20 protein-coding genes and 1 tRNA gene are annotated in these 19,332 nt (G+C 69.1%); 11 read left to right on the top strand and 10 right to left on the bottom strand.

Going from position 1 to position 19,332, the window contains the following annotated elements; genetic code table 11:
* Nucleotides 1-40 precede the first annotated feature (40 nt).
* Nucleotides 41-823 carry a TSUP family transporter gene (locus Pth03_RS12495; protein ID WP_373318532.1) on the top strand — a complete coding sequence of 261 codons (783 nt, stop codon included), beginning with the start codon at nucleotides 41-43 and terminating at the stop codon, nucleotides 821-823.
* 57 nt (nucleotides 824-880) lie between these two features.
* Here the strand turns inward: Pth03_RS12495 and Pth03_RS12490 are convergent, their stop codons facing one another.
* From Pth03_RS12490 to Pth03_RS12475, 4 genes are all read right to left on the bottom strand, one after another.
* The gene (locus Pth03_RS12490; protein WP_203944380.1) at nucleotides 881-1,369 is read right to left on the bottom strand and encodes a hypothetical protein; all 489 of its coding nucleotides are present in this window, start codon (nucleotides 1,367-1,369) and stop codon (nucleotides 881-883) included.
* On the bottom strand, nucleotides 1,366-3,084 hold the full coding sequence (locus Pth03_RS12485; protein WP_203944379.1) for a hypothetical protein: 1,719 nt from the start codon (nucleotides 3,082-3,084) through the stop codon (nucleotides 1,366-1,368). The genes Pth03_RS12490 and Pth03_RS12485 overlap by 4 nt, the downstream gene beginning before the upstream one ends.
* 136 nt (nucleotides 3,085-3,220) lie before the next feature.
* Complete coding sequence (locus tag Pth03_RS12480; protein WP_203944378.1) at nucleotides 3,221-4,030, bottom strand: hypothetical protein; 810 nt, start codon at nucleotides 4,028-4,030, stop codon at nucleotides 3,221-3,223.
* Nucleotides 4,031-5,820: 1,790 nt separating this feature from the next.
* Nucleotides 5,821-5,894: transfer RNA gene (locus Pth03_RS12475), tRNA-Pro, on the bottom strand.
* An 84-nt stretch (nucleotides 5,895-5,978) separates the two neighbouring features.
* Here Pth03_RS12475 and Pth03_RS12470 point away from each other — a divergent pair.
* On the top strand, nucleotides 5,979-6,413 hold the full coding sequence (locus Pth03_RS12470) for a hypothetical protein (protein WP_203944377.1): 435 nt from the start codon (nucleotides 5,979-5,981) through the stop codon (nucleotides 6,411-6,413).
* A gap of 128 nt (nucleotides 6,414-6,541) precedes the next feature.
* On the opposite strand, the gene Pth03_RS12465 is transcribed toward Pth03_RS12470, so the two are convergent.
* On the bottom strand, nucleotides 6,542-6,862 hold the full coding sequence (locus tag Pth03_RS12465) for a DUF6458 family protein (protein WP_203944376.1): 321 nt from the start codon (nucleotides 6,860-6,862) through the stop codon (nucleotides 6,542-6,544).
* Nucleotides 6,863-6,983: 121 nt separating this feature from the next.
* Here Pth03_RS12465 and Pth03_RS12460 point away from each other — a divergent pair, with 121 nt between their 5' ends.
* The 3 genes from Pth03_RS12460 to Pth03_RS12450 are packed head-to-tail and all read left to right on the top strand — an operon-like array spanning nucleotide 6,984 to nucleotide 8,501.
* Nucleotides 6,984-7,565: a hypothetical protein gene (locus tag Pth03_RS12460; RefSeq protein ID WP_203944375.1), complete on the top strand. Its 582-nt coding sequence runs from the start codon at nucleotides 6,984-6,986 to the stop codon at nucleotides 7,563-7,565.
* On the top strand, nucleotides 7,565-8,308 hold the full coding sequence (locus tag Pth03_RS12455; RefSeq protein WP_203944374.1) for a hypothetical protein: 744 nt from the start codon (nucleotides 7,565-7,567) through the stop codon (nucleotides 8,306-8,308). The genes Pth03_RS12460 and Pth03_RS12455 overlap by 1 nt, the downstream gene beginning before the upstream one ends.
* 7 nt (nucleotides 8,309-8,315) lie before the next feature.
* Nucleotides 8,316-8,501 (top strand): hypothetical protein, encoded by a 186-nt coding sequence (locus Pth03_RS12450; RefSeq protein WP_203944373.1) that lies wholly within the window; start codon nucleotides 8,316-8,318, stop codon nucleotides 8,499-8,501.
* A gap of 21 nt (nucleotides 8,502-8,522) precedes the next feature.
* Here the strand turns inward: Pth03_RS12450 and Pth03_RS12445 are convergent, their stop codons facing one another.
* From Pth03_RS12445 to Pth03_RS12435, 3 genes are all read right to left on the bottom strand, one after another.
* On the bottom strand, nucleotides 8,523-9,851 hold the full coding sequence (locus Pth03_RS12445; RefSeq protein ID WP_203944372.1) for an NAD(P)/FAD-dependent oxidoreductase: 1,329 nt from the start codon (nucleotides 9,849-9,851) through the stop codon (nucleotides 8,523-8,525).
* Between the two features lie 18 nt (nucleotides 9,852-9,869).
* Entirely contained in the window at nucleotides 9,870-10,283 is a 414-nt protein-coding gene (locus tag Pth03_RS12440; RefSeq protein ID WP_203944371.1) for an ATP-binding protein, read from the bottom strand.
* A 122-nt stretch (nucleotides 10,284-10,405) separates the two neighbouring features.
* Nucleotides 10,406-11,185 (bottom strand): SigB/SigF/SigG family RNA polymerase sigma factor, encoded by a 780-nt coding sequence (locus Pth03_RS12435; RefSeq protein WP_203944370.1) that lies wholly within the window; start codon nucleotides 11,183-11,185, stop codon nucleotides 10,406-10,408.
* Nucleotides 11,186-11,373: 188 nt separating this feature from the next.
* Here Pth03_RS12435 and Pth03_RS12430 point away from each other — a divergent pair, with 188 nt between their 5' ends.
* Nucleotides 11,374-11,730, top strand: coding sequence for an STAS domain-containing protein (locus Pth03_RS12430; RefSeq protein ID WP_239118978.1), 357 nt, complete (start codon nucleotides 11,374-11,376; stop codon nucleotides 11,728-11,730).
* 25 nt (nucleotides 11,731-11,755) lie between these two features.
* Here the strand turns inward: Pth03_RS12430 and Pth03_RS12425 are convergent, their stop codons facing one another.
* Nucleotides 11,756-12,469 (bottom strand): ANTAR domain-containing response regulator, encoded by a 714-nt coding sequence (locus tag Pth03_RS12425; RefSeq protein ID WP_203944368.1) that lies wholly within the window; start codon nucleotides 12,467-12,469, stop codon nucleotides 11,756-11,758.
* A gap of 98 nt (nucleotides 12,470-12,567) precedes the next feature.
* On the opposite strand from Pth03_RS12425, the gene Pth03_RS12420 reads away from it, so the two are divergent.
* From Pth03_RS12420 to budA, 5 genes are all read left to right on the top strand, one after another.
* Nucleotides 12,568-14,373 (top strand): SpoIIE family protein phosphatase, encoded by a 1,806-nt coding sequence (locus tag Pth03_RS12420; RefSeq protein ID WP_239118977.1) that lies wholly within the window; start codon nucleotides 12,568-12,570, stop codon nucleotides 14,371-14,373.
* A 43-nt stretch (nucleotides 14,374-14,416) separates the two neighbouring features.
* Nucleotides 14,417-15,241: an MEDS domain-containing protein gene (locus Pth03_RS12415; protein WP_239118986.1), complete on the top strand. Its 825-nt coding sequence runs from the start codon at nucleotides 14,417-14,419 to the stop codon at nucleotides 15,239-15,241.
* Nucleotides 15,238-16,161, top strand: a complete 924-nt coding sequence (locus tag Pth03_RS12410) for an anti-sigma factor RsbA family regulatory protein (RefSeq protein WP_203944366.1) — start codon at nucleotides 15,238-15,240, stop codon at nucleotides 16,159-16,161. The genes Pth03_RS12415 and Pth03_RS12410 overlap by 4 nt, the downstream gene beginning before the upstream one ends.
* Before the next feature lie 113 nt (nucleotides 16,162-16,274).
* Nucleotides 16,275-17,324: a glycosyltransferase gene (locus tag Pth03_RS12405; protein ID WP_203944365.1), complete on the top strand. Its 1,050-nt coding sequence runs from the start codon at nucleotides 16,275-16,277 to the stop codon at nucleotides 17,322-17,324.
* A gap of 104 nt (nucleotides 17,325-17,428) precedes the next feature.
* Nucleotides 17,429-18,235 carry an acetolactate decarboxylase gene (budA, locus tag Pth03_RS12400; RefSeq protein ID WP_203944364.1) on the top strand — a complete coding sequence of 269 codons (807 nt, stop codon included), beginning with the start codon at nucleotides 17,429-17,431 and terminating at the stop codon, nucleotides 18,233-18,235.
* A 5-nt stretch (nucleotides 18,236-18,240) separates the two neighbouring features.
* Here the strand turns inward: budA and Pth03_RS12395 are convergent, their stop codons facing one another.
* A complete protein-coding gene (locus Pth03_RS12395) occupies nucleotides 18,241-19,290 on the bottom strand; it encodes a PucR family transcriptional regulator (RefSeq protein ID WP_239118976.1) in 1,050 nt (349 codons plus the stop codon).
* Nucleotides 19,291-19,332 lie beyond the last annotated feature (42 nt).

The following is a 19,332-nucleotide window of genomic DNA, read 5'->3' as shown; positions in this document are numbered from 1 at the left end:
GGCGCTACGCGCACCTCCCAGACACGACACACTGTGCTGGGTGACTTGGGTGACAGGTTTGGTGGGTGGCCTGACTGGCCTACTGATTGCCTTGGTGACCGCCCCGGTTGGGGTGTCGGGCGCGGTATTCCTGCTGCCAGTGCAGTTCAGCGTGCTTGGTGTGCCGAGCCCAGCGGTTACGCCCACAAACTTGCTGTACAACGTCGTGGCCGGACCCGGTGCGCTGCTGCGTTACCGGCGAAACGGAAACGCAGCCGGCCCGCTGACTCGGCAACTGGTGATGGGCACCCTTCCCGGCGTCGTCATAGGGGCAGTCATTCGAGTCTTCGCTGTCCCGGGACCGGGAGTCTTCCGCTTCATCGTGGGGCTGCTCCTGCTCCCCTTGGGCTCCTGGCTTTTCGTCCGAACACTGCGTCCACCAAGTCAGCATCTCGCCCGGGAGCCGTCTCGCCGTTCCATCACCCTCCTCGCCCTGGCCGTAGGCGTGGTGGGCGGGGTCTACGGCATCGGCGGCGGCTCGATCCTTGGTCCCATCCTGGTTGGGCGAGGACTTCCGGTAAGCAAGGTGGCACCCGCCGCTCTGGCCTCAACGTTCTTCACATCCATCGTGGGCGCGGGCACCTACGCTCTGCTCGCACTCGGCACAGGCGACGACATCGGCCCCAATTGGCCACTGGGTCTGCTCTGCGGATTGGGCGGCCTCATCGGTGGATACCTCGGAGCCCGACTACAACCCCGACTCCCCGAGACCACTCTTCGACTCACGCTGGGAGCTCTGGCTGTCGTCCTCGGCGGTATGTACATCGCCCAAGCCCTCGGCTAATCGCATCCCAGAAAGTGGTTCATCTCCTCATCGGAGGCGGCCGGCATCGGGGACGGGTCAATCGCGCGGGCACGTCCCGACGGCGTCCCCCGTGCGGCAGGTGATCGGCGCGCCCGCGCTGGACCAGCAGTAGGCGACCCCGTTTAGAGGGCTCAGAGGTTGGAAGTACGCGGCGTACCCGGTGACCCGATGGCTGGGGAAGGAGAGTCCGGCGACTCCCTCCCGCCGGGTGACGCTCGCGCGCCCGTCGGCATCGGTGTCGGCGTAGAACAGGGCGTCGGTATGCGCGTTGTCGTCGCCGACCAGGTTCACCGCCAGCTTCACCTGGACGCCTGCCAGGGGCCGCCCGTCGCGGGTCAAGCGAGCGCTGACGGTCAGCGGGGCACGGGTGTCACCGACCTCGACCGCCTGAACCTGCAGCGTGGTCCCGGTACACCTGGTGCCGCAACCGCTGACTGTGCTGCCCCCGACAGCCAGCAGCAGGGCGATCAAGCCGGCGCCCCCCGGGTGGCGTAACACCGGCGGGCCGCCGGATGAGACTGTCAACAGATTCCTCCTCCGGAACTGCCGGTGTCGAGCTTCGGCGAGTGATCGCCGGAGTACGGCCAGGCGGCGTACGCCAGAATGTTGAAGACGAAGTCGTCCACCTCGCCGCCCGGGTCCAGCATGGCGATCAAGCTGGGCCGGGCGCCGGGCACAGTGACCACGTTTGGCACCTCCTCCGCCAGTCCGGGCACGGCGGTGACCGTGATGTCGGCGATCGGGATGCCCCAGTCCGTCAAGGTGAACTTGTCCACGCTCTGGTGCTGGTCGTCGTAGCGATGGAAGTACACGCTGTCGTAAAGGCGGGTCAGGTTCAAGTGCTCCTGGAAGAAGTCGGGCCCGACGATCTTGTCGATCCTGAGGTACAGATCGATATCCAGGTCGAGGTGGACCCCGGCCATCGAGATGCCGGCGGTGCCGAACGATCCGTCAAAGCCCAGGAACAGGTAACCGAGTTCGCGCGGCAGACTGCCGAACAGCGAGTCGGTTCGAATGTTGCCGGGTTGCAGGTTCGCGGTCCGCACGTCCGTCAGGTCGAAGGTGATGTTACTGATCCAGCTGTCCTTCACCTCCGCATGTCCGTAGAACCGCCCCTTCACGCGGCCCAGCCAGTTGAAGAAGGTGATGTCGGGGTCGGGCTGAATCCTCGGCACCCGTAGGTGCAGGTTGCCGATCATCTTCAGCTCGTCGGTCTTCGGCGTGGAGGTGATCGCAGCGATCTGGGTCGTGGGGTTGAACCCGACCTCGGTCAGGTGGCCGAGGTTGGTGATGTGCAGTTCGAGGTCGTCGGCGCCGATGATCCCCGGATTGAGGTTCTTCACCATGTTCGCTTCGACCTGGACGTCGGCATCCAAGGTGTCCAGGCCGTCGTTCGCGACGTAGTGCAACGTCGGGATGTTGTCACCCTGGGTGGTGCCGAAGCCGTTCGCCTCGACGGTCATGTCGGTGGGTACGTCGCGCAAGGCCACCAGGCCGGTCGCCGGGGCCCCGTTGAAGGTTCCGGTGGCCCGGAGCGACAGCGAGTTGATCACCGCAGAGTCCTTGACCGTCACGGACGTGGGCGAGCCGACCGTTCCGCTGATCGCGAGCCTGCCCGGGATCGGATCCAGGTGAGCCAGTGCGCTGGTCGAGCCGAAGATCGGCACCTGGTCGGCCTGCGCGTGCACGTCCAGCTTCCCGGCCGACAGCACGTCCGAGTGGTAGGCGATGTCCAGCGTCCCGGTCAGCTTGATCGGGCCAAGGGTGAAGGTGATTCCTGAAGGTAGATCAGCCAGAGTCGCCTCGGCCTTGATTCGGCTCGGCGGGGACTGTACGAAGACCGAATCGTCAACGTACAGGGTGAGCGCGTTGGCGCGGGGCTGGTACCCGGCGAAGGAGTAGCTGCTCTTCGTCGGGTCTATGGTCAGCTGGGTCGGCAGGCCTGAGACGTTGATGATGCCGGTCAGACCGAAGCAGCCGTGGTCGGTGGTGCAGAACGGACCACCGTCCGCACAGCCGCCTGCCCCCTTGGCGCAGCCGGCATCGACCACCGAGGCGCCGTTGTCGTAGCGCGGTGCCTGAAGCCCGGTCAGCGCAGCTACCTTGCCCAGCCAGAACTGGACCTCCACATCCAAAGTGTGGTCCGCCGAGTAGGTGATCACGCCGCCGGTGGCGGTGAACGTCACGCTGCCCGGGATCGGCCCGATCCGGCCGAGGGCCGCGTACCTGGTGTCGTCCACGCCACCAGCCGACAGCACCACGTCGCCGTCGAGCGCGATCGTCTGCTGTGCGGCGTGGTAGCTTGCGGCGGTTCCCCTACTTCTGGGTCCCTCGCCCGGGATACGCCGGGCCTCCCGAAGTCCGCTGTCGGCGGCGCTACCTCCGCGGCCCGCGGCGTAGGCCCGCCTGGTTGGCCCAGAGGGCCGCGACGATCAAAATTGCCGCGAGGCACGCCATGACGACGGGCACCACCCGCCACGCCGGTCGCCACGGGACGGCAAGGAGGAAGGGGACGAAGAATCCGGCCGCTATGAGGGGGAACCCGATCAGGCCCAGGCGGTCGAACGCGGACCAGGGAAGGCGCGTGGACACCAGCAGCGAGCCGCCCATCAGCACCGCCCCGACCCACCCGACGGCGCAAGCGAAGGCGAAACCCATCGGGATCCATGCTCCGACGCTGCGGGAACCGCCGATGGACAGCCTCAGCACGTGACCGCGCCACATGTCGGCCATCCCGTGCGCGCCGGGCCAGGCCTCGTCGTACAGCTGCTTGTCCACCGGGACCGTGTACCGGCGGTGGGACGTCCCGACGACCTCGACGACCACCTCGTAATCGACGTCCGCAGCGGCGGCGACGCCCACTGCGGCCATCCTGAAGATGGGCGGCTGGGGCGGCGGGAGGGGAGGCGGGTTCGGGAGCGGGTTCACCGGAGGCTGATGGTCCGGGGTCGTGGAGATCGAGCGCGAGACGACGGTCACCGCCACTGTGGTGATGCAGTCCATCCGCCGGTCGGCTGGCAGGGTGTCGCATCGCGAGGCGTCTGCGAAGTCGTACGCGTCGGCGTAGGTGGAGGAGCCCGCAGCTACGGCCACGCAGGCAAGGCCGGCGCCGACCACGAAGAAGATGAACCGGCCGGTACTCCATCGCCTTACCAGGCGGCTCAACACCGGGGGTATGAGGCTCATAAACCATGATCTACGGCCGGTCTGGCAGGGGTCAAGAAGGGCGGCCGGGACTCCACTGGCCGACTAACAGCCGCAGCCCGAGCTTGGCACCGCGTGTTGTCGTTGTACTGGGTGTCAGGGTTCATCGGGTCTCCAAGGTGTTCCGGTCAATGGTCCACAGGGACCCGCGTACAGGTCGCGACGCCAGCGCACCTACTCGACGGCCGACTCCCGCCGGCATCAGCGACGTCTTGTCGGGCCGGTTCTTCATGACCTCGCCGATACGTCGGCCTTCAACGAGGGGTGTTCGCGGAACATCGCCCGCCGGCCGGAGTCAGGTGCCAGCGGCAGGGATGCCGATCGTGATGGAGATCCAGTCGTCGGCGAGGTGCTTGGCGCGGAACGGCAGGAGGAACGTCTCGGCCATGCGGATGAACATCTCTGCGTTGCTGGCGTGGGCGGCAGGCTAGTGCACGTAGCGGTCGCGTTCGAGCCGCTCCCAGATCTGCTCAGCGTCGAAGCCGCGGGTGAACTCGGGTCGTCGATGTTGAACGCGAGCAACGCAATAGGTAGTCGACGTCGCCGCCGGCGGCACCGTTCACACACATCGTCCTCGGCTTCGTCGATGGCTGCTTCCTCGCGGAACACGCCGGCCGCTTCGACGATGAGGTCAAGTTGGACGCGCTGGTCTAGGGGCGCGTAAGACCATGCCTGGGACTCCCTCTCGAGGTGGCAAGTCCTAGGTCTGGCAAGAAACGCTCGAGAGAGATCCAATGTTGCAGAGTCTCAGCTGCAACATTCAGCCCCTTGCCTCAGAGTCGCTCCGGTGCGCAGAGAGCGGAGTGCTGGAATGAGTCGCTGGGTCATCTCGCGGCTGTTCGGTCTCATGGCAGCCGGGTGCGGAGCTAGCACCGAGGGGACTGCCCGTGTCGACACTCCCTCAGTCACCACGCCCAGCCCAGTCGCCTACTCGGCGCAATCCGAAACCGGCGACGACGTCACTACGCTCTTCCTCGATCCCGCCGAAGCTGAACTCGCCGGCGGCGAGACCCGTACCGTCCCTGGCACCCTCTCGAGGGTGAACCTCTGCGTGCCGCTCAACCCGATCAACACTCCCCCGTCGACAAGCAGTACGCCACCGCTAGGCGCGAAATCACCGTCCCCTACAAGGGACGCCTGACGCAGCAAGGCTGGGTGCTGCCCGATTCAGCGACCGCTTCCGCGCTCATGCGGCAGGTCAACCGCAAACTCCCCCAATGCCGCTACAACGGATCCACAAGCGACCCCGTGGACGCGACAAGGCGGATCGGCGGCATCTCCACCCCTCAGACCTATGAATCTGATGCCTTCGGCTGGCACGGCCACCAGATCGAGCAACTCATGAACGTCAACGGCGAACGCACCTCCGTCAGCACAACACTGATCCTCCAGGGCCAGTCGTACTCGCCCTCGACTACACCAACTACACGCCCAAGGCACCGGCACAAACTCTCCGGGCCTACAACCTCAGCATCCTCCGCAAGATCCTCAACCATCCAGCCTGATCGGACGCGGGCGGCTCTCCACCCGGCGCGATCGGCGTCGCCCTTTACGCTGTAGATTCGCATATGGGATGCCTGACCCGGAAAGCTCATTTGAACATGTGCTCTTCGAGGGCACCGCAGAGCGCGAATCGCCTGGTCGCGTCCAGCATTGATAGGTAGCGGTCAGAACGGTCCGGCAGGCTCCAGCTCACGGTCAGATGACGGTCAGACAAGCAAAAAGCCTGACCATCCCAAAGATGATCAGGCTTCCGACCTGCCGAAACAGAGTCGGGACGACAGGATTTGAACCTGCGACCCCTTGACCCCCAGTCAAGTGCGCTACCAAGCTGCGCTACGTCCCGCTGCCCGTCCGGGCGTCACCAACCTTAGCGCAGTTTGAAGGCAGGTGCGTACACGCTTACGCCCGCACGCCTAGGCTTTGGATCATGGGTAGGAAGCCTCGTATCGATCAAGAAGAGCTCCGCCGCCTGGCTGCGGAAGGCTGGTCGAACGCCCGTCTCGCCGCGCACTTCGGGGTGACCGATTCCGGAATCCTCCAGGCCAAACGGGCGGCGGGGCTGTCCAAGCCGATGACCGACCACAGCCGGGCCCTCCCCTGGAGGCTGAGCCGGGAGCACGCCCAGAGCGGCCCCGCCACGAATCTTCGTAACCTGTCGGCCGTCGCGCAGGGCCGTACGGTCCCGAAAGAAAAGATCAACACGGCCGTCCGGTGGGCGAGCCGGCTGGTGGACGGCGATCTCGACATCACCTACGACCAGGAGAACGGTTTCCAGGAGGTTCCGGCCCGCGAGCCCTCCCACATCGCCATGGTTCTGGCGGAAGCGCAGCGGGCCCTCTTGCCACATCAGGCCGATCAGTAGGCAGCCGATCACCGAAGCCGCGCCGACCATCCCGGGCCGGCCACGACCTTGTACGGCCCCGCGTGCACATGCGATCCACCGGGCAGGTCATCGGTCCCCAAGCGATCCAGACCCAGCCCTGGTCGAGGTCAGTCGAGGCGCTTGATGGGGGTCGTCTCGTCCTGGACGTGCGCCTGCCGCCCGCTCGGCCGTACCTCGGTCTCGTGCACGTGCACCTGGGTCGAGGCGGGCGGGTCCACGGTGTACAGCACGTCAGGCTCCACGGTCTCAACCGTGTCCTCCGCGTGCGGCCGGCGCGTGTAGAGGCCGGTCAGCAGTGCCCCGACGGCGCCGACGGCCATGAGGATCCAGCCGATCATCTGCAGGTCGATGCCAGGGATGTCCCATTTAACGGCGAAGGCGAGCACTGCGCCGATCGCCAGGAAAGCGAGGCTGGCTCCGAAGCCCATGATTACCTCCTCAGACGGTGATGACCGCCCCTACCCCTCAAATCGCGCGTTACGCAATGCGTGAAGGCCGCTTTCCAGGGCAGTCGGACTCGCACAACGAACAATCACCCTGGAGGCACATATGTCCGCCATTACGTGGGTGGCCGTCGTCGTAGCCGTCCTGGTGGTGCTCCTGGCGGTCGGCTATCTCGTGCCGACCCAGAATCGCCGCCGTCACCTGCGGGATCGGTTCGGGCCGGAATATGACCGGGTGATCGAGGAGAGCGACAGCCGTAAAGAGGCCGAGCAGGAGTTGCGCTCCCGCGAGGAGCGTCACGCCACTCTCGACATCAGGCCGCTCGATCCGGAGACCCGGAACGCCTACGACAAGAAGTGGACCGAGGTTCAGGAACGGTTCGTCGACGCGCCCGGCTTCGCCGTGACGGAGGCCGACGCCCTGGTCACGTCCGTCATGGCCGAGCGCGGCTACCCGACCGACGACTTCGAGCAGCGGCTGAGCGACCTGTCGGTCGCCCATGCCGCGACCTTGGACCACTATCGCGCGGCGCACGACATCAGCGGCCGTGCCGCCCGCCAGGAGGCTTCGACCGAGGAGCTCCGGCGGGCGATGGTCCACTACCGCGCTCTCTTCCAGGAACTGCTGGTCGACGCCGGAAACGGCCGTCACGCCGGCCGCACCGCTGCCGAGGAGGCTGACCTGTGATGCACAACCCCTACGAGAACCGGTACGGCTCAGCCGGTCGACCGGCTCCGGAGACCGCGGAGCCCTTCAAGGACCGGCGTGACGAACACGACGGCCCCGGCCCGATCTACTCCCCCGCTGAGGCCCCGATCTCCGAGACGCCCGACCCCACGGGAACGGATCCTCGCATCTCCGCGGACGACGGGCGGGAGCCCAGGCCCGTCTACGTGATGGGCGCCGGGAACGTCGACCGGCACGGCGCCGACAACGCGGGCCCACCGGAAACACAGGCACACGGGGCCTCGCAGAGCGGCGCCGACGTTCTGGCGCCCGATCCGACCGGCTCCCCGCGTACGGCCACGCCGGCCGAAGCCGAAGCGGACGACTCCGACGCCGGGCGTGCCCTCGGCGCCCCCGCAGGCCGGAACGAGAACGGGAGCCGAGCCGGGGAACGTTCCCTCTATCCCACGGACGAAAAGGTCGCCGGCGGAGCCGTGGAAACCGCCACGCCGTCCGGCGGCGAAACGCGGCTGGACGCCGACGTCGAGCGGCGCTGGCACGAGATCAAGGCGCAGTTCGTCGACGATCCGCGCAGTTCGGTCGAGCAGGCCGAAGCTCTCGTCGAAGAGGCCGTGACGGCCTTCGCCTCACGCCGCCGATCCCTGGCGGACCGGTGGAAGAACAGCGACGGAGGCGACACCGAGACCCTCCGGCTGGCCCTCCGCGAATATCACACCCTCCTCGCCCGACTGACCGGAAAGTGAGACTGCAATGCTCGCCATCGCCGCGGCGATCGTCTTCGGAATCGCCTTTCTCCTCGACCTTCTCAACGCCAGTATCGGAATCGGGCTGACCGCGCTGATCGCGCTCGGCCTGTGCCTGCTCGCGCTCCATCAGGCGGGCATAGGCACGGCCGGCGTGGGCTCCTGGCGCGGATACCGGCGTGCCCGCCGCTGACCAGAATCGCAGCCTGCTCTCTTACGGCCGCGTCGGCGCGGAGGTACGTGCGGCGGCCTCGAACTCGGCCCGCGGCCGCTGGAACGCGCCGAGCGAGACGATCTCCCTCGGGAACAGCAGCCCGAGCGTCCAGTCCATCAAAATGCGCGACTTCTTGTTGAAGGTGGGCATGCGCATCAGGTGGTAGGTGCGATGCATGAACCACGCGGGGAATCCGCGCACCTGGTAGCCGTAGACCTCCGCCACTCCCTTGTAGAGCCCCAGGCTGGCGACCGAGCCCGCGTTCCTGTGCGCGTACGGCTCGCACGGCCGGCCCTTCATGGTCGCCACGACGTTGTCGGCCAGCCGGCCGGCCTGCCGTACGGCGTGCTGGGCGCTGGGCGCGCAGAACTCGCCCGGCCTGGTGAGGTCGGGGACGGCGGCGACGTCGCCGGCGCTGAAGGCGAAGCCGGTCCCCTGGATCCTCATCGTGGCGGTGACCTTCACCCGGCCTTTCTCGTCGAGGGGCAGGTCTCCCGAGCAGGAGAGCGGGTGGGGTTTGACGCCGGCGGTCCACACGAGGGTCTCGGCGTCGAACTCCTGCCCGTCACTCAGCACGATGTGCCCGTTCTCGGCCGATCGGAGCAGGGTGCGGGTGCGGACCTCGATGCCGCGCCGGCGCAGTTCGTCGGCCGTCCACCTGGCCATGTCCGGGCCGACTTCGGGGAGGATGCGGTCGCTGGCCTCGACGAGGACCCACCGCATGTCTCCTCTGCTGATCCCTTCGAAGGACCGGCAGGCGTCGGCGGCCATGTCCTCGAGCTCACCCAGCACCTCGACTCCCGCGTATCCTCCGCCGACGAAGACGAACGTCAGCGCGCGGCGGCGCACCCGCTCGTCCGTGGTCGAGGCGGCGACGTCGAGCTTGAGGAGCACGTGGTTGCGCAGGTGGATGGCCTCTTCGACCGTCTTGAAGCCGATGCCGTGCTCGGTGAGCCCGGGTATGGGCAGGAGGCGCGACACCGAGCCCGGCGCGAAGACCAGGTAGTCATAGTGGATCGTGTAGTCGGGCCCCTCATGCGGGCGGAACTCCGCGGTGCGGTCGGCGAGGCTGACGGAGCGCACGCGCCCGCTGAGGATCTCGCAGGGGCGGAGCACCCTCCTGAGCGGGACGACCACGTGCCGCGGCTCGATGTTGCCGGCGGCGGCCTCCGGCAGGAACGGCTGATAGGTCATGTAGGAGTCGTAGTCGGCCACGGTGATCCGTACCTGGCCCCGGGCGAGCTCGCGGCGGAGCCTGCGCTGGAGGCGCAGGGCGGCGTACATGCCGACGTAACCGCCGCCGACGATCAGAATTCGCGGGACAGTCATGGAGGTCCCGTACCCGGTCTAAATCGGGAAACGCATCGAGACGATCGTCCCGTCAGCCCCGGTCCGAACCTTTATGTCGGTGCTGAGCAGGCGAGCCACCCACAGGCCCATCCCGCTGGTGGCGTTCTCCGGGGGCGGGGTCTGCCCGGGCTCGCCGTCCGGGCGCCAGTGGCGGCCGTCGTCGTGCACGTCGACCACGAGGGCCGAGCCGTCGGCCCGGACCCGCAGCCGCGCCTTGGCCGAGCCGTGGGTCACCGCGTTGGTCGCGACCTCGTTGAGCGCCACGAGGAAGTCGCCGACGGCCTCTTCGCTCATGCCGCGCTCGCGGGCCTGGACAGCGGCGAACTCCCGGACCTCGGGCAGGTCGGCCAAGGAGAACGTGATCTCCTTGGCCGTCACCTCCGCGGCCGGACGGACGCCGTCTTCATTCACCCGGCAACGCCTCCCACCGGACCGAGCTCAGCCGTACGACCTGGTGAGCCATGGGTTACGGACGAAGATACCCCGGGATATCGCCATGTCGGCGGCGATATCCCGGACATCACCGACCGCCCTCATCCCGCGACGAGCCCGGAACGGAGCTGGTCAAGGGTCTTTCTGAGGATTCTCGAAACGTGCATCTGGGAGATGTCGAACTCCGCGGCGATCTCGGCCTGGGTCAGGTTGCCGTAGAAACGCAGGAGGAGGATGTTCTTCTCCCGCTCGGGGAGATGGTCGATCAAGGGCTTGACGGCCTCGCTGTCCACGAAGGTGTCCAGCGTGTCGTTCTGCTCGGGGAGCACGTCGCCGAGCGCGGCCGCGTCGTCGTCGGCTCCCATGGGGGCGTCGAGGGAGAGCGTGCTGTAGGCCGCGGAGGCGTCCATGGTCAGCAGCATGTCCTCTTCCGAGAGGCCCATCTTCTGTGCGAGCTCGGCGACGGTCGGGAAGCGCCCGAGCTCCTGGGTCATGTCGGCGACGTGCCGGTTCAGCTCGGAGCGCCGCTCCTGGTAGAGGCGGGGAACCCGGATGGCCCAGGTGCGGTCACGGAAGTGCCGCTTGACCTCGCCCGTCATGGTGACCATGGCGTAGCCCCGGAAGCTGTGCCCGAGGTCGGGGTCGAATCCCTTGATCGCTTTCATGAGCCCGACGTAGGCGGCCTGGAGAAGGTCCTCCATCGGCTCGCCCCGGTTGGCGTATCTCCTGGCGATCTCGCGTGCCATCGGCAGGTGCATCTCGACGACGGCTTCCCGCAGGCGGGCACGGCGGTCTTCGGACAGTCCGTCGTAGGCCAGCTCGGCCAGGAGTTCCTCAGCAGTCTGATCGCTGATGGTCGCTACTCGGATATCGGCAGCCATCTGCGCGGTCCCCTCGTATGTCCCGCGAGGGCGGCATCGGCCCGGGAGATCACCCGTGCAGAAGGCGCGCCTCGCTAAAGTATCGAGACGAGGCCCTCTGCTGGACCTCTGAAGCACTATATTGCCCAGAATTCGGGAGTTTCACCACCCCCTCGGCACCAGTAATGTTGCCGCAGAGGAGGCGCGAGGTGTCTAACAACGGTTTGTTGTCCCTGCGAACCACCATGGCGGGAGCCATTGTGGTGGTGCACGTCGATGGCATTCTCGACGCCACTACGCGCGAGCAGTTCTCCGATTTCCTGGACGCCGCCGCGGAGGATCACGGGCCTGACATGATCCTCGACCTGGGCGGGGTCACGTTCATGGACTCGCGCGCCCTCGGCCTGATCGTGCACCACTGGCAGCGCTCGACGGGGGCAGGCGGCCATTTCGCCCTCGTGTCCGTGCAGTACCCGACCTCCAAGGTCATGTGGGTGACGGGCCTGTCGCAGCGGCTGCCGCTGTTCGACACCCTCGACGAGGCGCTCGCGGCCTTCGCCGCCTGACGCCGGCCGGCCCGGGCTGCGGCCGTCACGGCGCCGGCGCGGCGCCCCCGTGCTTCTGCTGGTGCTCGGTGACGAGCAGGCGCGCCAGGTCGGCCACCTTCACCTGGTGGTGCTGGGAGACCCGCCGCAGTTCGTCGAACGCCGCCTCGGCCGAGCATCCGCTGGCCGACATGATGATGCCCTTCGCCTGGTCGATGATCGACCGTCCCGCCATGGCCTCCTGCATCTGGGCGCCCTGGGTGAGCACGTCGTCGAACTCCCAGATGTTGGCCAGCGCCACCGTCACCTGCTCCCTGAGCAGGTCCGTCAGCGCCCCCTCGTCGGTGTGCACGCCGGGCCGCACGCCGTACAAGCCGATGATCACCACGGCGCCGTCGACCTCGATCGGCAGGACCAGGACCGAGCGCACGCCCTGCCGTACGGCTGTCGCCGCGTAGTGGGGCCAGCGGGGCTCGCTCATGACGTCGGGCACGGAGACGGCCCTCCCGGACGACAGAGCCAGTCTTGAGGGCCCGTCGCGCAGGTCGCGCTCGCGGTCGATCAGCGTGATCAGTTCGCTGTGGGAGGCGGCGAGCAGCGCCCGCCCCTCCATCCACAACTCGGCCGTACAGCCCGCGCATCCGGGCACGCCGCGGGCGACCGCCTCGGTGATGCCGCGCAGGACGCTCTCACAGGAAGCTCCCTCGGTGACGCGCCCCAAAGTGGCGAGATCGCGCGCGAGGATGGACGTCGTCTCCATGGTAGAAAGACCATTCCCAATGATTCTGTGTTAATCCAGGCCGCATCGATTAGATCGGGTCTCTGGCGTAGCGTCTAATTTCAAGAGAGGGGGCAGCATTGGCCGATATCGCCGAGCTGGAGCGCTCGCTCAGCGGCCTCGCCGATCGCATCGCCGTCCTCCGGGACGAACCCGGGCCCGGCGCCGCGCTACGCGAGCTGGAGGGCGCCGAAGAGCTGCTCCGAGCGGCGCTCGGCGAGCTGGCCAGGAGTCGCAGGCGCAGGGACGGCGGCAACCAGCGCGAACAGAAGCTGTTCCGCCAGATCTTCCGCTCGCTGCCCGTCCCGGTGATCGTCATGGACACCGGAGGCACGGTCCGCCGGATCAACAACGAGACCACCCGCCTGCTCGGCAGCCCCGCAGGCTATCTGACCGGGCGCGCCTTCCCGCTGCTGATCGACGTCGCCGGGCGCGCCAAATTCCGCTCGCACCTGGCCTCGGTCCTGCGCGACGAGGAGAGCGCTGCTTTCGCCACCCGCCTGGCCCACCAGGGCAGGACGCACACCGTACGGCTGGTCCTCAGCGTGCTGCGCATGCCGGGCGAGCCGCAGGAGATGGTCGCCGCGGTCATCCTGCCGACCGAGGTGCAGCTCCCGGAGGTCCCGGAGGCGGCAGGCGACCCGGACGAGACGGTCATCATGGCCGCCGCGCGCAGGCACGAACTGCTGTCGCGGCTCACCCGGCTGCTGCTCGAAGAGGAGAGCCTGCGCGAGCCTGTGGCGATCATCAGGGCCTCCCGGCTGCTCGCGGCCCAGACGGCCGACTGGGTGATCGCCGACGTGATCAGGGAGGGCGTCCCCCATCGGGCGGCCGTCGTCGGCCCCGCCGACCAGCCGGTCGGCCGCCTCCAGCGGTCCGTCGAGGAGATGGACCCGGCCGCGGCGCCGATCGTCTCCCGGATCCTCACCACCAAGAGCGGCCTCGTGGACGAGATGGTGGCCGACGAGACGCTGCTGGGCGAGGGCGTGCTGCGGGACATGGGAGCGGGTTCGCTGCTGAGCGTGCCGATCCGCACCGACGACGAGGTCGTGGGCGTCCTCACGCTCGTACGGCTCGGCCACCGGCCGCCGTTCGGGCTGGCCGACCTGGGGTTGGTGGAGGACATCGGCGTCAACCTCGGTCTTGCCCTGCGTGCCCAGCGCAGCTTCCAGCGCAGGGCGCAGGCGGCCGACACGCTGCAGACGGGGGTGCTCCCCCGCACTCTGCCCGAGGTGCCCGGGTTCGAGACCGCCGCGATCTACCACCCCGGGTCGGGGCTGCGTGCCATCGGCGGAGAGTTCTACGACGTGTTCCCGGTCAAGAACGGCTGGGGTTTCGTCATCGGCAGCGCCGCGGGCAAGGGCGAGGAGGCGGCCGCCGTCACCGCACTGGTCCGCAACGGCATGCGTGTGCTCAGCGTCTGGGAGGACGACCCCGGCGAGGCGCTGCGCAAGGTCAGCGACGCGCTCGTCGCGCAGAACACCGGGCTGTTCGTGATGGCGGCGGCGGGGTTCGCCCGCGGCAGGAAGGTGCGGCTTGCCTCGGCGGGTCACCATCCCGCGGTCCTGCTGCAGACCGGCGGAGGGGTGCGCTTCTCCGCCGGCGGCGGGGTTCCGCTCGGCTTCGAAGAGGGTGCGGAACCCGCGACGGAGACGCTGACGTTGGCCGCGGGAGAGACCCTCGTGCTCTATTCGGACGGCCTGGTCGGCTCCCTCAGCGACGCCGGCGAGACCTACGGCGAGGGGCGCCTCACCGAGGTCCTCGCGCGCTGCGTCGGCCAGCCTCCCGCCACCGTGGTCAAGGCCATCGAGGACGACCTCGTCTCCTTCCGCGGCGGCCACCCCTCCGACGAGATCACCGTGCTCGTGTTGCGGAAAGCCCGGTGACCCCTGCGGCGCGGCCGAGCCTGTGGAGTGGTCCACTGTGAGCATGGAACCAGGCGACCACCGCTCGGTCGCGTACTCGGACGAGGCGGAGCTCGAGCCCGTGCTGGCGCCGTTCGTCTTGGACGGGCTGACCGGCCGCGACAAGGTGCTCTACCTCACCGACGTCACCCATCCCGCCGTGGTGACCGGGCTCCTGCGCGGGTGGGGCGTCGACACGGAGGCGCACGCGGGGCGGCTGGACGTCGTCAGGCTCGGCACGTCCGACCCGGATGAGATCGTCACCCACGTCGCCGAGGCGGCCCGCCAGGCGGTCGGCGAAGGCTACCGGGCGCTGCGCTTCACCGGCGAGATGAGCTGGGCCGTACGCGAGGGCACGCAGAGCCTGACGGACTTCGAGACCAAGATCCAGGCGTTGTTCGACTCCGGCGTGGCGATGGGCGTCTGCCAGTACGACCGGCGGCTGTTCCCGCCGGCGGCGCTGTCGGAGCTGCTGCGCATGCACCGGGCGGCCGACGTGACCCTGGAGTTCGACGGCGCGCTCCTGCGCATCCGGCGCGTTGCTCAGCCGCCCGGCATCGAACTGGAGGGGGAGATCGACGGCCACGGGCTCGGCGAGCTGACCCGCGCGCTGGCGTCGGCGGTCCGGCGCGAGCGGGGCGACGTGCACGTGGACATGTCGAGAATCACCTTCATCGACCTGTCCGGCCTGCGGGCACTGGTCGACACGGCGTCGGCCCTGGAGGCCGGCAGGTCGCTCGTGCTCAGCCGCGTGCCGGAGCACGTCGCGCAGCTGATCAGGCTGATCGGCTGGGACGCGGTCCCGGGGCTGCGCGTGTACGAAGGAGACGCCCCCGGGGGGAACCGATGATCCATCAGGCGTGCCTGTACGGCTCCGACGAGGAGTTCCTCGGCATGGCCGTGCCGTTCGTGCTGGACGGCCTGGCCGGCGGCGAGCCCGTCCTGGTGACCACCACCTCGCGCAACCTCGAGCTGCTCGGCGAGACGCTCGGCGACGACGCCGGCCGGGTCGACCACGCCGAGACGGCCTATTTCGGGCGCAGGCCCGCCCAGCGCGTCACGGCCTTCGTGCGGTACTGGCGGCGCAACAGCGGCCGGGGGCGGGTGCGCGTGCTCGCCGAACCGGTCTGGCAGGGCCGCTCGACCCGTGACGTGCTGGCGTGGACGCGCATGGAGTCGGCCCTCAATTTGCTGCTCGCCGGCACCGGGATCTGGATGATCTGCCCCTACGACACGCGCACGGCCGGGGCGGGCGTCGCCGGGAACGCGCTGCGCACCCACCCCTTGGTCGGCTCCGACGGCAGGATCGGCCGCCCCTGCCCCGGCTACGCCGAACCCCTCGCCTTCCTCGGGGAGTGCGACGCCGAACCCCTTCCCGCCGTCCCGTACGGCGCGGCCGGCAGCGACATCACCGATCTCAGCGACGTGCGGCGGTTCGTGGGCGGGCAGGCCCGGCAACGCGGCCTCTCCGAGGAGCGGGCCGCCTTGCTGGCCGTCGCCGCGCACGAGGCGGCCCGTTATCTCGGCGCGCCGCTGACGGCGAGCGTCTGGGAGAGCTTCGGAGCCCTCGTCTGCGACCTGCGCCGGGCCGGCGCGCCGTACGCAATGGATCCTCTCGCCGGCTTCCTGCCGCCCGGCCCGGACGAACGTCCCGGGGACGGGCTCTGGGTGGCCAGGCAGCTCTGCGACCACGTCGACATGCGCTCCGCGGGGGCGAAATGCCTGGTCAGGCTGCAGGTCGCGGGCCCGCGCCTGCAGGAGGGCCAGTGATTTTTCCCGGATTAGGCGTTTAGCGCGAGTCGGGGTACGGTAAACCTGCTTAATAGATCGTGCCTAAGACGCAGGCACACATTTTCAAGCGCCTTTCTGCCTTGAGGTGTGCCATGGATATCGCGATCGTCTCTGCCCACGAGCTCACTCCCGACACGCCCGCCATCGCGCGCGAGCTGGCGCGAGGACACCGGGTCACCGTCTACACGCGTTCCAAGGCCAAGGGTGCCGGTGTCGAGCACGTGCCCGCCGGGCCCGACGTGGAGCTGTCCGAAAGCGACCTGCTCCCCTACATCTCCGACTTCAGCGACGGCCTGCGGCGGCGGTGGAGCAAGACCCGCCCCGACATCATCCACGCCCACTCCTGGTCGAGCGGCCTCGCCGCGATCGCCGGATCGGAGGGTCTCGGCGTCCCGGTGACGCAGACCTTCCACGCCCATCCCGAGGGCGGCACGCCCGCGACGGTCCGCCGGCTGGAGTGCGCGATCGGCCGCCGCGCCCGCGCCGTCATCGCCGCGTGCGCCGACGAGGAGTCGGAACTGATCCGGATGGGCGTGCCCCGCCGCAACATCTCGGTCGTCCCCCATGGAGTGGACACGCAGCGGTTCCGCCGCCAGGGCCCGGCCTTCCCGCGCGGCGACCTGCCCCGCCTGCTCCACGTCGGCCACGCCGGCGCGGCCAACGCCGTCGACGCGCTCATCGCCGTGTCCGAGGCCGAGCTCGTGATCGCGGGCGGCGACGACCTGAGCGTCGAACGGCTGCGCGTCCACGCCCGCGAGCGCGGGGTGGCCGAGCGGGTCGAACTGCTCGGCATGGTGCCCCACACGGCCATGCCGAAGCTCATGCGCAGCGCCGACCTGATCCTGTCGCTGCCGTCCAGCGTGCCGACGGGCACCGCGGCCCTGGAGGCCATGGCGTGCGGGATCCCCGTGATCGCCTCGGCGGCCGGCGCCCACCTCGACTCCGTGGTCGACGGCGTCACCGGCTTCCTGATCCGCCCCGACCAGCCGGCCGAGCTCGCCGGGCGGATCCGCCAGCTGCTGAGCGACCCGACGCTGCGCACGGCCATCGGCTACGCCGCGGCCGACCGGGCACGCTCCCGCTATTCGGTCGAGCGCATCAGCATGGAGCTCCTCCGGGTCTACGAGAAGACCTGCGCCTGAACCACCAGGCGCCCCCGCACACGGGCTGTTCTTCGAAAAGGAGTTCCCGAAACACCGACCTGTTCGCCCAGCTGCCCGGCGACCCGTTCGAGTGAGGAGGGGCCGTGAGCGACGACCCGGCTCGGGAGCGCTTCCTCCGCTGGGCCAGGACCGTGCTCTCCCACCACCGCGGGGAGCACGGCGTGCACCAGGACGCCGAGCTCGCGCGGACCGTCTACCAGACCTCGACGATGAGCGCGCTGCTCGAGGGCGTCTACGACGGCGACGTCACGATCGCCGACCTGCTCACCCACGGGGATTTCGGGCTGGGCACGTTCAACCACCTCGACGGCGAGATGATCATCCTTGACGGCGTCTGCTATCACCTGCGCGCCGACGGCACCGCCGGTGTCGCCGCGCCGGGCGACCGCACGCCCTTCGCCGTGGTCACGCGGTTCGTCCCGGACATCACCCTGCGGATCGGCGCCCCGGCCACCAGGGACGACCTGGTCAGGATGATCGACAAGGCCGTCACCAGCGCGAACCTCATCCATGCCGTCCGCATATCGGGCGTCTTCTCCCGGGTGCGCACACGTACCGTGATGGCGCAGACGCCGCCGTATCCGCCGCTGACCGAGGCGACCGCGGGCGAGCCGGTGACCGAGTTCACCGGCGTCACCGGCACCCTCGCCGGCTACCGCACACCCGACTACGAGCAGAGCATCTCGGTGGCCGGCTACCACCTGCACTTCATCGACGACGAGCACACGCGCGGCGGCCATCTCCTCGACTGCGAGCTGACGCACGGGGAGGTGTCGGTCGGCAGCTCGGCCGACCTGCACCTGAGCCTGCCCACGACGCAGGCCTTCCTCAACGCGAACCTGTCCCCCTCCGACGTGGCGGAGCAGATCCGCCGGTCCGAGGGCGGGTGACCTCGTCAGGCGCCGCGATGCCCGCCCACCAGGGCGGCCGCCTTGAGGGACAGATGGAGCAGCAGGCGGCTCTCGCCGTCGTCCAGGTCGAACCCGGTCAGCCGCTCCGCCTTGCCGAGGCGGTAGTACAACGTCTGGCGGTGGATGCCGAGGTGCTCGGCCGTCTCCTGCACGTGGCCGCCGTGGTCGAGATAGTCCTCGACCGTCTCGGCCAGCTCCCCCGCCGACAGGGCGGCCGACTCGGCGGCGAGCTCGGCGAGCTCGCGGTGGGACAACCGGGCCAGCAGCCGGTAGACCCCGAGGTCCGCCCAGCTCGCGACGGGGGCGTGCCGTTCGACGTGCTCGGCCACCTTCAGCGCGACCAGGGCCTCCCGCCAGCTCTCCCACGCCTCCTGCGGGTCGTCGCGCGGCCCGCCGACCCCGGCGGCCGTGCCGTACATGTCATGCAGCCTGCGGGCCGCCTCCCCCGCCTGCGGCGCGGGGGCGAGCACCGCGAGGAGCGCCTCGTCGGCGGCGGGTTCGGCGAGAACGCCCCGCGGCAGGCTCCACAGCGCCGCGGCCCGGCTGGACGTGGTCCGTACGGCTATCGCCGTCACGGGGCCCTCGGCCTCGACCCCCGCGGCGGCCCGGATGCCGGGGTCTGCGGAGAAGAAGTCCCTGAGGCGGGCCTGCCGTCCGCGTGCCTCGTGGGCGAGCTGCGCGGCGGCCCGCTCCACCAGCGGGGCGACCGACGCCAGCCGCTCGTCGGTCAGCGCGCCCGAGTCGAGCAGCCACAGGTAGCCGTAGGTGACTCCCGCGTGCCGCAGCGGCACGCAGACGCGCCCGAGCATGCCGGGCAGGCCGGGGATGCGGACGGGGCCCGTCGCGGTGGCGATTCCGTACGCCTCGAAATGGGCGCGCACCTCGTCGGTGGCCCGCCTGCGAAGGATCGACTCCTGACGCACCGTGTCGATGTCCCCGCTTTGCGCGCCGTACGCCAGGAGGTTGAACGAACGATCTTCCAGGGTCACCGACGCGTCGAGGATCCGGGCGATCTCGTCGGCGATGTCTTGCATCTCTCCATTGTTGTGCATCTGTATGAAAAGGCTGTGGCGGAT

This window comes from Planotetraspora thailandica (genome assembly GCF_016863335.1).
Classification (GTDB): domain Bacteria; phylum Actinomycetota; class Actinomycetes; order Streptosporangiales; family Streptosporangiaceae; genus Planotetraspora; species Planotetraspora thailandica.
Note: the sequence above shows the minus strand (reverse complement) of the source record. Positions and strands in the feature narration are given on the sequence as shown.

Coding starts and splice junctions, on each gene's coding strand:
- Pth03_RS12455 (WP_203944374.1), top strand. CDS start 7,565: ATGCACAACCCCTACGAGAACCGGTACGGCTCAGCCGGTCGACCGGCT.
- Pth03_RS12410 (WP_203944366.1), top strand. CDS start 15,238: ATGATCCATCAGGCGTGCCTGTACGGCTCCGACGAGGAGTTCCTCGGC.
- Pth03_RS12425 (WP_203944368.1), bottom strand. CDS start 12,469: ATGGAGACGACGTCCATCCTCGCGCGCGATCTCGCCACTTTGGGGCGC.
- Pth03_RS12445 (WP_203944372.1), bottom strand. CDS start 9,851: ATGACTGTCCCGCGAATTCTGATCGTCGGCGGCGGTTACGTCGGCATG.
- Pth03_RS12415 (WP_239118986.1), top strand. CDS start 14,417: ATGGAACCAGGCGACCACCGCTCGGTCGCGTACTCGGACGAGGCGGAG.
- Pth03_RS12395 (WP_239118976.1), bottom strand. CDS start 19,290: ATGCAAGACATCGCCGACGAGATCGCCCGGATCCTCGACGCGTCGGTG.
- Pth03_RS12460 (WP_203944375.1), top strand. CDS start 6,984: ATGTCCGCCATTACGTGGGTGGCCGTCGTCGTAGCCGTCCTGGTGGTG.
- Pth03_RS12480 (WP_203944378.1), bottom strand. CDS start 4,030: ATGAGCCTCATACCCCCGGTGTTGAGCCGCCTGGTAAGGCGATGGAGT.
- Pth03_RS12405 (WP_203944365.1), top strand. CDS start 16,275: ATGGATATCGCGATCGTCTCTGCCCACGAGCTCACTCCCGACACGCCC.
- Pth03_RS12470 (WP_203944377.1), top strand. CDS start 5,979: ATGGGTAGGAAGCCTCGTATCGATCAAGAAGAGCTCCGCCGCCTGGCT.
- Pth03_RS12450 (WP_203944373.1), top strand. CDS start 8,316: ATGCTCGCCATCGCCGCGGCGATCGTCTTCGGAATCGCCTTTCTCCTC.
- Pth03_RS12435 (WP_203944370.1), bottom strand. CDS start 11,185: ATGGCTGCCGATATCCGAGTAGCGACCATCAGCGATCAGACTGCTGAG.
- Pth03_RS12465 (WP_203944376.1), bottom strand. CDS start 6,862: ATGGGCTTCGGAGCCAGCCTCGCTTTCCTGGCGATCGGCGCAGTGCTC.